The organism is Pseudomonas sp. B3(2017) (assembly GCF_002113595.1).
GTDB classification, from domain to species: domain Bacteria; phylum Pseudomonadota; class Gammaproteobacteria; order Pseudomonadales; family Pseudomonadaceae; genus Aquipseudomonas; species Aquipseudomonas ekonensis.
This window is the reverse complement of sequence record NZ_NEIU01000003.1, coordinates 166,890-179,272: the sequence shown is the minus strand read 5'-3', so window position 1 is coordinate 179,272 and position 12,383 is coordinate 166,890. Positions and strand designations below refer to the sequence as shown.

The 12,383-nt window shown below is 65.4% G+C and carries 12 protein-coding genes; 10 read left to right on the top strand and 2 right to left on the bottom strand.

Annotated elements, in window-relative coordinates:
* Positions 1-2: 2 nt before the first annotated feature.
* The 6 genes from pcaH to pcaC all read left to right on the top strand — a co-directional run bounded on the left by pcaH (position 3) and on the right by pcaC (position 5,419).
* On the top strand, positions 3-707 hold the full coding sequence (gene pcaH, locus CAG33_RS05655) for a protocatechuate 3,4-dioxygenase subunit beta (RefSeq protein WP_085637301.1): 705 nt from the start codon (positions 3-5) through the stop codon (positions 705-707).
* Position 708: 1 nt separating this feature from the next.
* Entirely contained in the window at positions 709-1,275 is a 567-nt protein-coding gene (gene pcaG / locus CAG33_RS05650) for a protocatechuate 3,4-dioxygenase subunit alpha (RefSeq protein ID WP_085581692.1), read from the top strand.
* Positions 1,276-1,506: 231 nt separating this feature from the next.
* Positions 1,507-2,802, top strand: a complete 1,296-nt coding sequence (locus tag CAG33_RS05645) for an MFS family transporter (protein WP_085581694.1) — start codon at positions 1,507-1,509, stop codon at positions 2,800-2,802.
* 46 nt (positions 2,803-2,848) lie between these two features.
* On the top strand, positions 2,849-4,213 hold the full coding sequence (locus CAG33_RS05640) for a 3-carboxy-cis,cis-muconate cycloisomerase (RefSeq protein ID WP_085637298.1): 1,365 nt from the start codon (positions 2,849-2,851) through the stop codon (positions 4,211-4,213).
* An 11-nt stretch (positions 4,214-4,224) separates the two neighbouring features.
* Positions 4,225-5,016, top strand: coding sequence for a 3-oxoadipate enol-lactonase (gene pcaD, locus CAG33_RS05635; RefSeq protein WP_085581698.1), 792 nt, complete (start codon positions 4,225-4,227; stop codon positions 5,014-5,016).
* A gap of 10 nt (positions 5,017-5,026) precedes the next feature.
* Positions 5,027-5,419 carry a 4-carboxymuconolactone decarboxylase gene (pcaC, locus tag CAG33_RS05630; protein ID WP_085637295.1) on the top strand — a complete coding sequence of 131 codons (393 nt, stop codon included), beginning with the start codon at positions 5,027-5,029 and terminating at the stop codon, positions 5,417-5,419.
* A gap of 96 nt (positions 5,420-5,515) precedes the next feature.
* Here pcaC and CAG33_RS05625 read toward each other — a convergent pair whose 3' ends face one another.
* Both CAG33_RS05625 and CAG33_RS05620 read right to left on the bottom strand, forming a co-directional pair.
* Positions 5,516-6,322 carry a methyltransferase domain-containing protein gene (locus CAG33_RS05625; protein WP_085581703.1) on the bottom strand — a complete coding sequence of 269 codons (807 nt, stop codon included), beginning with the start codon at positions 6,320-6,322 and terminating at the stop codon, positions 5,516-5,518.
* A gap of 185 nt (positions 6,323-6,507) precedes the next feature.
* Positions 6,508-7,767 carry an OprD family porin gene (locus tag CAG33_RS05620; protein WP_085581705.1) on the bottom strand — a complete coding sequence of 420 codons (1,260 nt, stop codon included), beginning with the start codon at positions 7,765-7,767 and terminating at the stop codon, positions 6,508-6,510.
* Between the two features lie 590 nt (positions 7,768-8,357).
* On the opposite strand from CAG33_RS05620, the gene CAG33_RS05615 reads away from it, so the two are divergent.
* The 4 genes from CAG33_RS05615 (at position 8,358) to CAG33_RS05600 (ending at position 12,335) form a co-directional block, all read left to right on the top strand.
* Positions 8,358-8,618 carry an Os1348 family RiPP precursor gene (locus tag CAG33_RS05615; RefSeq protein WP_085581707.1) on the top strand — a complete coding sequence of 87 codons (261 nt, stop codon included), beginning with the start codon at positions 8,358-8,360 and terminating at the stop codon, positions 8,616-8,618.
* A 98-nt stretch (positions 8,619-8,716) separates the two neighbouring features.
* Positions 8,717-9,193 carry a GNAT family N-acetyltransferase gene (locus CAG33_RS05610; protein WP_085581709.1) on the top strand — a complete coding sequence of 159 codons (477 nt, stop codon included), beginning with the start codon at positions 8,717-8,719 and terminating at the stop codon, positions 9,191-9,193.
* A 192-nt stretch (positions 9,194-9,385) separates the two neighbouring features.
* Positions 9,386-10,369 (top strand): HEXXH motif-containing putative peptide modification protein, encoded by a 984-nt coding sequence (locus CAG33_RS05605; protein WP_256576717.1) that lies wholly within the window; start codon positions 9,386-9,388, stop codon positions 10,367-10,369.
* Between the two features lie 16 nt (positions 10,370-10,385).
* On the top strand, positions 10,386-12,335 hold the full coding sequence (locus CAG33_RS05600; protein ID WP_085637289.1) for a DUF692 family multinuclear iron-containing protein: 1,950 nt from the start codon (positions 10,386-10,388) through the stop codon (positions 12,333-12,335).
* Positions 12,336-12,383 lie beyond the last annotated feature (48 nt).

Genomic DNA, 12,383 nt, shown 5'->3' with positions numbered 1-12,383 from the left:
AAATGACTGACAAGCCTGGCTACCGCCGTCCGCAGGAAGGCACCCAGCCGCCGTACCTGCACCCGACCTATCAATCCACCAACCTGCGTGCGCCGTCCAAACCGTTGGTGTTCCTGCCGCATTCGCTGTCGGAGATCACCGGCCCGACCATCGGTGCCGAGCGGGTCGGCGACAACGATCACGACCTGACCGCGCAGCACGCCGGCGAGCCATTGGGCGAGCGGATCATTATTCACGGCCGTGTGCTGGACGAAGACGGCCAGCCGGTGCCGGGCATCCTGGTGGAAATCTGGCAGGCCAACGCCGCCGGCCGCTACAACCATGCCCGCGACCTGCACGACGCGCCGCTAGACCCGAACTTCACCGGCACCGGCCGCACCGTGACCGACGCCGACGGCCGCTACGAATTCCAGACCATCAAGCCCGGCGCCTACCCGTGGGGCAACCACCACAACGCCTGGCGCCCGGCGCACGTGCATTTCTCGCTGTTCGGGCCGAGCATCCTCACGCGCCTGGTCACCCAGATGTATTTCCCCGGCGACCCGCTGCTGGCCTACGACCCGATCTACAACTGCGTGCCGGACACGAGCGCCAAGGAACGCCTGATCGCCGCTTTCGATCTGGAAAAAACCATTCCGTCCTACGCCCTCGCTTACCGCTGGGACATCGTGCTGCGCGGCCGCGAAGCCACGCCGATGGAGAAATGAGATGACCCTGACCGCGACCACGTCCCACACCGTCGGGCCGTACTACCACATCGGCCTGACCTGGCTGAACCGTGAGCAACTCGCCGACGAACTCGCCCTGGGCGAGCGCGTGGCGATCACGGGGCAAGTCGTCGACGGCAACGGCGACACCGTCAATGACGCCATGCTCGAAGTCTGGCAGGCCAACGCCGCCGGCAAGTACGCCCACCCGGAGGACGAGCAGGACAAACCGCTGGATCCGCACTTCGAAGGTTTCGGCCGGGTGCCGGTGGACGCCGAGGGGCGCTTTCGCTTCACCACCATCAAGCCGGGCACCGTGCCGGGCCTCAAGGGCACGACCCAGGCGCCGCATCTGGTGGTGCTGGTGTTCGCCCGTGGCCTGGTCAAGCATCTGCTGACCCGGATCTACTTCGAGGGCGATCCGGCGAACGTGAACGATCCGCTGCTCGAATGCGTGCCGGCCGAACGCCGCGCGACGCTGTTGGCCAGGCCGGACGCGAGCGGCGTTCACCAGTGGAACGTGGTCCTGCAGGGCACCGAGGCCGAGACGGTGTTCTTCGACTACTGAATCCGCCGCAGCTTCTGTAGGAGCCAGCCTGTTGGCGATGGCGGTGTGTCATTCAACGGTTTGGGGCCTGATTCACCGCAATCGCCAGCAGGCTGGCTCCCACATGGGTAAGGCATGACTGATCCGTCACCGAGATTTCCCATCAGGAAACCCGGTGACGGATGTAGGTGTGGAACGGGGCTGTTACGAAGTGTGTCTAGACTTTCACCTGTCCCCTCAGAGTAAACAACAATGACAACATTGACCTCCCCTTACACGGGCGAAGAGCGCAGCAAGCGTATCTTCGCCATTGTCGGCGCATCGTCCGGCAACCTCGTCGAATGGTTCGACTTCTATGTCTACGCGTTCTGCGCGATCTATTTCGCCCCGGCGTTCTTCCCCTCCGACAACCCGACGGTGCAACTGGTCAACACGGCCGGCGTGTTCGCCGCCGGCTTCCTGATGCGGCCCATCGGCGGCTGGATCTTCGGCCGCGTGGCGGACAAGCACGGGCGCAAGAACTCGATGATGATCTCGGTGCTGATGATGTGCTTCGGCTCGCTGCTCATCGCCTGCCTGCCCACCTACAACAGCATCGGCGTCTGGGCGCCGGTGCTGCTGCTGTTCGCCCGCCTGCTGCAAGGCCTGTCGGTGGGCGGCGAGTACGGTACCACCGCCACCTACATGAGCGAAGTGGCGCTCAAGGGCCAGCGCGGGTTCTTCGCCTCGTTCCAGTACGTGACCCTGATCGGCGGGCAACTGCTGGCGGTGCTGCTGGTGGTGATCCTGCAGCAGTTCCTCAGCGAAGATGAATTGCGCGCCTACGGCTGGCGGATCCCGTTCGTGGTCGGCGCGGCGGCGGCGCTGATCTCGCTGTTCCTGCGCCGTTCTCTGAAGGAGACCACCAGCAAGGAGGGCCGCGAAAACAAAGACGCCGGCAGCATTCGCGCGTTGTTTCGCGACCACAAGGCCGCGTTCATCACCGTGCTCGGCTACACCGCCGGCGGCTCGCTGATCTTCTACACCTTCACCACGTACATGCAGAAGTACCTGGTGAACACCGCCGGCATGCACGCCAAGACCGCCAGTTACATCATGACCGGCGCGCTCTTCCTATATATGTGCATGCAGCCGCTGTTCGGCATGCTGGCGGACAGGATCGGCCGACGCAATTCGATGCTCTGGTTCGGCGCCCTCGGCACGCTGTTCACGGTGCCGATCCTGTTGAGCCTCAAAAGCGTCAGCAGCCCGTTCCTGGCCTTCGTGCTGATCACCGTGGCGCTGGCCATCGTCAGTTTCTACACCTCGATCAGCGGCCTGGTGAAGGCCGAAATGTTCCCGCCGGAGGTCCGCGCCCTCGGCGTCGGCCTGGCGTATGCGGTGGCCAATGCGATCTTCGGCGGTTCGGCCGAATATGTGGCCCTGAGCCTGAAGTCGGCGGGCTTGGAAAACTCGTTCTACTGGTACGTCACGGTGATGATGGCGGTGGCGTTCCTGTTCAGCCTGCGCCTGCCGAAACAGGCGGCATACCTGCACCACGATCTCTGAAACCCTGTGCGCGGGCCCCTGTGGCCCGCGCCGGCAAGGACTGTTTATGACGCAACGACCGGGCAATCAATTGTTCGATGCCTACTTCACCGCCCGCGACATGCGCGAGGTGTTCTGCGACCGGGGCCGGGTGCAGGCGATGCTCGACGTCGAAGCCGCGTTGGCCAGGGCCCAGGCCCGGGTGGGGGTGATTCCGGCCAGCGCGGTGCCGGCCATCGAAGCCGCGTGCCGTGCGGACCTGTACGACTTTGCGGCGTTGGGCGAGGCGATCGCCAGCGCCGGCAACTCGGCGATTCCGCTGGTCAAGGCGCTGGGCAAGCGGATCGCCGCGACGGACGCCGAGGCCGAGCGCCACGTGCACTTGGGTGCCACCAGCCAGGACGTGATGGACTCGGGGCTGGTGCTGCAACTGCGCCAGGCCCTGGCGTTGATCGAAGGCGACCTGGCGCAACTGGCCGATGCGTTGGCCACGCAAGCGCAGCGCCACGCCGCGACGCCGCTGGCCGGGCGCACCTGGCTGCAGCACGCCACGCCGGTCACGCTGGGCATGAAGATCGCCGGATGCCTCGGCGCCGTGACCCGCAGCCGTCAGCGCCTGCGTGAGCTGAAGCCGCGCCTGTTGGCGCTGCAGTTCGGCGGCGCCTCCGGCACCCTCGCGGCGCTGGGCGAGCAGGCGCTGCCGGTCGCCCGGGCGCTGGCCGAAGAACTGCAACTGGCGTTGCCCGAACAGCCCTGGCACACCCAGCGCGACCGCATCGTCGAGTTCGGCGCCATGCTCGGGCTGATCGCCGGCAGCCTCGGCAAGCTCGGCCGCGACATCAGCCTGCTGATGCAGACCGAGGCCGCCGAAGTGTTCGAGCCGTCGGCGCCGGGCAAGGGCGGTTCCTCGACCATGCCGCACAAGCGCAACCCGGTGGGGGCGGCGGTGCTGATCGGCGCCGCGACGCGGGTGCCGGGGCTGGTCTCGACGCTGTTCAGCGCCATGCCCCAGGAGCACGAGCGCAGCCTGGGGCTGTGGCACGCCGAATGGGAAACCCTGCCGGAAATCTGCTGCCTGGTGTCCGGCGCGCTGCAACAGGCGCGGCTGCTGACGGACGGCATGGAGGTCGATGCCGAGCGCATGGGCCGCAATCTTGAGTTGACCCAAGGACTGGTGCTCGCCGAAGCGGTGAGCATCGTCCTGTCGCAGCGGGTCGGGCGCGACGCCGCCCATCATCTGCTGGAACAGTGCTGCAAACGGGCGGTGGCCGAGCGGCGCCACCTGCGCGCCGTGCTCGGCGACGAGCCGCAAATCACCGCCCGGTTGAGCGGCGCTGAACTGGATCACCTGTTGGACCCCGCCCATTACCTCGGCCAGGCGCGTGCCTGGGTCGAGCGGGCGGTGGCCGAACATCACGCGTTGTCTGTCTGAAGGAGAGGGCTGTGGCTTTCGTACCACTCGCCGATGGCGAACTGCATTACCAGATTGAAGGCCCGGTCGATGCGCCGGTGCTGGTGCTGTCCAACTCGCTGGGCACCGACCTGCACATGTGGGACGTGCAGATGCCGGCGTTCACCGGGCATTTTCGCGTGCTGCGCTTCGACACCCGCGGCCACGGCCGCTCGCTGGTGACCCCGGGCCCGTACAGCATCGAACAGTTGGGCCGCGACGTGCTGGCGCTGCTCGATGCGTTGAACATCGAGCGCGCGCATTTCTGCGGGCTGTCGATGGGCGGGCTGATCGGCCAGTGGCTGGGGATCAACGCCGGCCAGCGGCTGAACAAGCTGATCGTCTGCAACACGGCGGCGAAGATCGGCGATCCGTCGGTGTGGGATCCGCGCATCGACACCGTGCTGCGCGACGGCCCGGCGGCGATGGTCGCCCTGCGCGATGCGTCCATCGCCCGTTGGTTCACCCCGGACTTTTCGGCGGCCAACCCGGCGGCAGCGAAGCAGATCACCGACATGCTCGCGGCCACATCGCCCCAGGGCTACGCGGCCAACTGCGCGGCGGTGCGCGATGCCGATTTCCGTGACCGGCTGGGCGAGATCAAGGTGCCGCTGCTGGTGATCGCCGGCAGCGACGACGCGGTGACGCCGCCGTCCGGCGGGCTTTACATCCAGGCGCGTGTGCAGGGCGCCGAGTACGCCGAGTTCCATGCCGCGCATCTTTCCAACGTCCAGGCCGGCCACGCGTTCAGCGACCGGGTGCTGGCATTCCTGAAGGCCGATTGAGGAAGACACCGTGGACGAGAAGCAACGTTACGACGACGGCATGCAGGTGCGCCGCGCGGTGCTGGGCGATGCCCACGTCGACCGCAGCCTGAACGCCCTGACCGAGTTCAACGCCGAGTTCCAGGAGATGATCACCCGTCATGCCTGGGGCGACATCTGGACCCGCCCGGGCCTGCCGCGCCACACCCGCAGCCTGATCACCATCGCCATGCTGATCGGCATGAACCGCGAAGGCGAACTCAAGCTGCACCTGTGCGCCGCCGCCAATAACGGCGTGAGCCGGGGCGAGATCAAGGAAGTGATCATGCAGAGCGCGATCTACTGCGGGATCCCGGCGGCCAACGCGACGTTCCACCTGGCCGAGTCGGTGTGGGATGAACTGGGGGTCGAATCCCGCGGTTGAGCGGCGTCTGGACTGACGCCATCGCCAGCAGGCTGGCTCCCACGGGGATCTCGGGTGGATGCGGGGATTGTGGACACAGCCTTCGGCAGAGTGAGCTCAAACCCTGGCGACCATGAACACCCGCTTGAACGGAAACAGCGTCAGCCCGTCGTCCTCCGGGGGGTAGTGCGCATGCAGCCTGAGCAGGTAGTGGTAGATGAACCGTGCCTGCTCCCCGGCGTCCAGCCCTTGCAGCACCGGCCGCAGCGCCGAGACCTTGACCCAGTCGTAGACCGGCGACTGGCCTTGCACCGCCTGCAGTTGCTCGGTTTCCCAGATGTCCAGCGAGCGGGTCAGCGGCGCCAGCAGGCGGTAGTAGCCCTCCAGCGACAGCAGCGGCCGCGCCGCCATGCGCTGGCGCAACTGCGCCGAGCCCAAGGGTTTGCCGCCGGGGCCGGCATCGTCGAGGGTGTCGAGCATCAGCCGGTACCACAGCGCGTCGCGCCAGTTCGGCAAGTGTGCCGCCAGGCAGCCGCCGGGGTTGAGATGGCCCAGCAGATGCGGCAGCAACTGTTCGTGGTCGTCGAGAAAGTGCAGCACCGCCGCCGCGAACAACAGATCCGCCGGCCGGTCGGGTCGCCAGTGCAGCAGGTCGCACTGCTGCCAGTGCGCCGTGATCGGCAGGCGCCGCGCCTCCTCAAGCATCTGCGCGGAGCTGTCGATGCCGCACAGGTACGCACGGGGCCAGCGCCTGGCGAGCAATCGGGTGGCGATGCCGGTGCCGCAGCCCAGGTCGTAGAGGCACTGGGGCTTTTTCAGCGTGATGCGGCTGAGCAGTTCGTTGACCGGTCTTTGCCGGTGCAGCGCAAACCGCTGGTAAGCCTTGGCGTCCCAGTCGGGTGTCGCGTCGAGTCGGGCGACCATGAGGGTGTCCTCCGGTGATCGGTGGTGTCTTCCGATGACAGCCTGGCTCGAACTTCAACAGATAACGGAAGCGGAAAAGGGGAGTCACCTGAGTCTGTCAGGTGCACTCACTTTACTGGATTGCGCACGCCGCACAGGGCTTTCTGACGGAAGGGAAAGCGGGGCGGGCCCGCTCCCGCAACGGATCACAGCAGGCTGATCGGGTAACTGACGATCAGGCGGTTCTCGTCGAACGCGTTGTTGCTGTAGTCCCGGCGCATGGTCGAGTTGCGCCAGCGCACGCTCAGGTCCTTGAGCGTGCCGCTCTGCACGGTGTAGCCCAGCTCCGACTCGCGGCCCCATTCCTTGCCGTCGGAGGTGGTGGCGGTGTGCACGTTGTCGCCTTTGATGTAGCGGTTCATCAGGGTCAGGCCGGGGACGCCGAGGGCGGCGAAGTTGTAGTCGTGGCGCACCTGCCAGGAACGTTCCTGGGCGTTGTCGTAGCTTGAGTTGTAGCTGTCGTTGGCCAGGGTGCCGCCGCTGGTGCCGTTGACCCGCATCCAGGCGCTGTCGCCGGTGAGCTTCTGCAGGCCGACGTAGAAGGTGCTGGCGCCGTACCTCGCCGAGAACAGGCCCGACCAGGTCTTGTTGTCGAGGTCGCCGGCCCGGGCGCTGCCGTCGTCCTTGCCGTAGAAGAAGCCGAGGTTGGCCCCCAGCGTCCAGTCGCCCAACGGCTGGCTGTGGGTCAGGTTGACGTACTGCTGGCGGTAGATGTCCTTGAGCTGGGCGTTCCACACGCCGATCTGGGTGCGCTTGCCGTTGAACGCGTATTCGCCGCCCTGGAAGTTGAAGCGGTCGGAGGTGAACGCCGGTTTGCCGGTCATCGACAGGTCGCCCATGCTGCTGTCGTCGCGGGGGCTGTTGGCGCGGAACTGACCGCCGTAGAGGGTCAGGCCGTCGATTTCCTTGGAGGTGAGTTGCCCGCCACGGAAGGTCTGCGGCAGCGAGCGGCCGTCGTCCGAGCGCAGGATCGGCAGCACCGGCATCCATTCGCCGACCTTGATCTCGGTCTGCGACAACCGGGCCTTGAACGCGACGTTGGTGCGGCCGAAGGTGTCCGCCGGGCGGCCGTCATGGTCCAGCGGCAGCAGTTGCGTGCCGCCGGTGCCCTTGCCGCCGTCGAGCTTCACCGAGTACAGCCCCAGCACGTCGAGGCCGAAGCCGACGGTGCCCTGGGTGAAGCCGGACTTGGCGTCGAGGATGAAGTTCTGCGTCCATTCCTCGGCCTTGCCCTGGGCCTTGGTCGGGTCGGTGAAGTTGCGGTTGATGTAGAAGTTGCGCAGGTTCAGGCCGGCCTTGGCGCCTTCGATGAAACCCGGCTCTTCGGCGGCGGCGGGCAGGGCCGTGCCGGCCAGGGTCAAGGCGATCAGGCCGGGAAGGGCGAAAGGGGCAGGGGAACGGGTCATGGGCTCGGGTCTCTCTGATTGTTTTGTTGGGGATGAGGCAGGGCGCCGCCGCAACCTTGGGTTGCAGACAAAAAAAGCGGTCGTCATGGCGGAGGGGCGGATCAGCCCGAGCGGGGAGGGCGCGTGGTCATGGGGATGAACCTGTTTTTATTGGTTTTGTCGGTGCGGGCAATGGTGAAGGGGATCGGCGCGGGGATTCAATCGGGGTGAACCGGGTTGTGGGCGATTATCGAACGCAAATCGGCGGTGGTTGCCTCTGCCCCACGGGCGCCATTTCCAATCAAATCCCGTACTTATATTGCTTGTTTGCTGATTGTTTTTTTGCCGCTGAATTAATGGCGGAGTTTGAACTGTTTATTTCTTTGGTAGTAGGAAAGTTCTTACAGTAAATATGGCAATTAAAGGTGCCTGGATAATCGCCGGATAAACTTAATATTTGGTGTTGTCGCTTATCGTGAAAAGATTTAATGATATCCGTGCTTGTAACTGGCAAAGGAAAGCGGCGTTGCTATATTCAGGATTCCCGGAGGGGACAGGGAGTTTAATGTTTCGCCCGGGATGTTTCTTTATTGATGACAAGGAGAGAAAGCATGTCTGCAAAAGTGAATCAGGAACGTCTCGCGACAGTGGTGGGTCGTGCCCTTATTGATAAGGAGTTTGCGGAACAGTTGCATAAGGACGCCGAAGGCGCCGCCAAGAGGATCGGCGTGCACTTGAGTGCCACCGAACTCACGGCGGTGAAAAACATCGACTCCGCCAAACTGGTCAGCGCAGGGGCGGGCATTCGCGACAAGCTGGGCACTGCCGCGATCTTTGACCAGCAACAGCAGGTCCAGGCGCGGATGGACTGACGCCCGGGGGCCGTTTGGCGCGCTCCGGAGCGGCGATCCGGTTCCGAAGCACGCCAAACGGCCTGATCGAAAGCGCTTGGACAAGGAGTGAGCCGCTCATGCCTGTCACCTTGGTTCCCATGGACGATGCGGATTTTACGGTGTTCACCGAACGGGCGGTGGAGGAGTACGCCCAGGGCATGGCCGCTTCGGGAGAGTGGAGCGAGCAAGAGGCGCCGCAGCGCTCCAGCGCGGCGTTCACGCAGCTGCTTGAACACGGGCGGCAGACCGCCGGCCACCGGCTCTGGGTGATCAAGGACGGGGAACGGCGCATCGGCGAACTGTGGATCGCCCAGCGGCATGTCGGTACCCGGTCGATCGCCTTCATCCTGGATGTCTACATCGAGCCCGGCGAGCGCCGCCAAGGCTATGCCCGGCAATCGATGCTGGCCGCCGAGGACTGGGCGCGCCAGCACGGGTGCGAAGAAATGCGTCTGCATGTGTTCGGCCGCAATGCGCCGGCCCGTCGCCTTTATGAACAATTGGGGTATGACATCGCCAGCCTGAGCATGGCGAAGCCATTGCCGCCTGCCTGAAAAGGATGGTTGAACATGGATATTGCACACCACGGCCAACTTGATGCGGCTGTCGATGAACTGTTCAAGGGCACTACCTTTCTTCCGGATACCGATATGTCCCGGTTTGAAACATTGCTCGAACATGTCAGCCGGAACCGCTTCACGACGTTCACTGTTTTATATGCTGAGCTATACAAGTTGTTTGCCGAGGTGGCGCGCTTATCGGACTTCTTTGATCAGGCGGTCGAACTTATCGTCCTGCCGAAACGTGAACAGTATCCGATCGTCAATGATCCGGTGTTTCAGATCTGGGTCGGCCAGGCTTTCCGTGACACCAACCATATCCTGACCGGGAAGGTCGAAGGCACGGCGGAACTTGAAAAGACCGTGTCCGGGTTCGCCGACATGTTGAGCCGGGTCAAGGCCCGGCAGGCCTCTGGCGTTTTTCCGGAGGATCCGCCGGTGTACCGGTTCGATGCCGACCCGTTGATCATGCAGGCCACACCGCCCAGCTACGAGTTCCCGGAAGACGATGCGGCCCGCAAGCATCTGGAGCGCGGCGTGTTTTCCAGCCGGTTCTTTGCCGACGTGGTGAAGATCGCCCTGCTGCGGATCGAACACACCTGGCCGGACTGTCGGGAACAGATCAGGCACCTGATCAAATCCATCTGCTTCCTGCCCGACGGCACTTTCCGCAGTTGCTCGGCCTCGCGCTACACCGGGGTGGTCCTGCTGGCGAGCCGGGACGAGTCGATCCTCGACCTGGAGGAATCGCTGGTGCACGAGGCCACCCATCAGTTGCTCTACCACGTCGTCGAAGTGGCCCCGGTGGTCGAGCCGCAGACTTCGCAGGAGGCCACGTTCAGCCTGCCGTGGTCGGGGCAGAAGCGTGACCTGTATGGCTACTTCCATGCGTTCTACGTGTACATCGCGCTGGTCAAGTACATGGAGCGGGTGCGTTCGCGCTCCGCCGAGGAACTCAAGCGTGCGCAGAACCGCATGCTGTTCATCGTGCGCGGGCTGATCCGGGCCTTGCCGGACCTGGAAGGCAGCCCCGACTTCACCCGCCACGGGCGCCAGTTGCTGGACAACCTGGCGGCGGAGGTGCGGGCCATGGAAAGCCGCCACGCCGGCCTGCTCGCCATCACCGCCCCGTTGTCCGCCGCACTGCCGGTGCTGGGCGCCACCGCTTGACGCCAGGGAGGCGACCATGACGCTATTCGATGCTTCGCGGTTTCCCGAGGCAGGGGTGGGGCTGGAGTACCACTTGCCCAAGCGGCCGGATCCGGATCACGGCCTCGACCCGGTGCTTGAGCGGATCCTCGCCGAAGGGCTGCCGCATTTCGATTACCTGGAGTTCCAGCCGACCCACAGCATCCTGCAGCCGCGCCTGCTCGACGTCGGGGCGCAGACGCCGAGCCTGCTGCATTCCTCCAGCCTGTCGTTGGGCAGTGTGGGGATCGCGATGGACCGTGAGTTCCTGCGCATGACCCGGCGCCTGTGCGACGCGACCCGCTCGCCGTGGCTGGCCGAGCACATCTCCTGGTCGCGCTTCCATGGCGGCGACACCCAGCATTTCATCCTGCCGACCCTGGCCAAGGAGGTGGCCGACACCGTGGTGGCCAACGCCCTTGAGCTGCAGGCGCTGACCGCCACGCCGCTGGTGCTGGAGAACGCGCCGCGCCTGTTCGCGCTGGCCGACGCGGCGGAGCAGTCTGAGGGCGAGTTCATTTCGGGCGTGGTGGCGCGCAGCGGTGCGGGGTTCCTGCTGGATCTGGACAGCGCCCTGGCCACCGCCCGGGCCCAGGGCTACGACTTCAAGGATTACCTGCGTTCGCTGCCGCTGGACCGGTTGATCGAGATCCACACCGGCCATCCGAGACGGGACTGGGATCTGCTCAAGGAGCTGTTTGCGCGGTCTCCGGTCAGGGCGGTGACCCTGGAGTGGGACATCGACGACAAGGCCGGCGACGCGCAACTGGAGACACTGGTGCGCGACCTCAAGCGACTCAAGCCCAAGACGCTGTTCTGGCAGGGGCGGGAGCGGCCGGCCGAACCGCCGGCGCCGGCCCCGGAGCCCGGGGATCTGCTCAAGCTGCGCGACAGCGTGTGGTTCAGCGTCGGCGCGTCGACGTTCGTCGTGCATGACCGGCGCACCGGCCTGAGCCTGGAGTTCTGCCTGACCCTGCTGCCGCTGCTGAACCATTTCATGACCCCGCGGACGCTGGAGAGCGCCCTGATGCTGCCGGGCGTGCTGCGCAGCCCGGCGCAGGACAACAGCCTGGCGTTCCTCGGCGCCCTGGTCAGCCAGGGCATCGTGCAGCCGGTGGGGCGCCTGGCGGAGTCGGGGCGCAGGCAGGCGCACCGGCTGTGGTCGCGCTGGGAAGCGGCGTTGGAGTTCTACCTGAGCACCCGCACGGGGTTGCAGACGCCCTACGTCAGCGTCGTCGAGCTGGAGGCCGAGCTGGAGCAGAAAGCCTCGCAGCAACGCCAGCCCTCGTCCTTCAAGGACTATCACTCGCACCCGTTCATCGCCCTGGAGAACCCGCTGCTGGCGCCCGGCGAGGCCATCGCCGACGCCACGCTGCTGGATTCGCTGTGCGCCCGGCGCACGGCCCGGGCCTTCGGCGGCGCACCGCTGACGCCGACGCAATTGTCCCTGTTGCTCTATTACACCTGGGGCATGACGGCGATGGAGCCCAACGGCATGGGCGATTTCTTCCTGAAGAAGACCTCGCCTTCCGGCGGTTCGCTGCAAGTCACCGAGGTGTACGCGGTGCTGATGAACGTGCAGGGGTTCGAACGGGGGCTTTATCACTATTCGGTGCGCCGCCACGGGCTGGAGCTGATTTCGCGGGAGGATCCGCGGGCCTGGATCAGCGAAGCCTGCGGCGGGCAGCCCTGGGTGAAGGACGCGGCGGCGGTGTTCGTGTCCACCGCAAGGGTCGAGCGGCTGGCCTGGAAGTACGAGTTCAGCCGGGCGCTCAGGGTGGCGATGATGGACGCCGGGCACCTGAGCCAGACCTTCTCCCTGGTGGCCACGGCCCTGAACCTGGGCTGCTTCACCACCGCCGCGCTGCGCGACGAGATGTTCGAGAACCGCCTGGGGCTCGACTATCTGGAAGAGCCGGTGTTCCTGCTCAACGGCGTGGGTGGCTGAACAAGGCCCGGACAGCAAAAAGCCCACCGTTCGGTGGGCTTTTCGTTC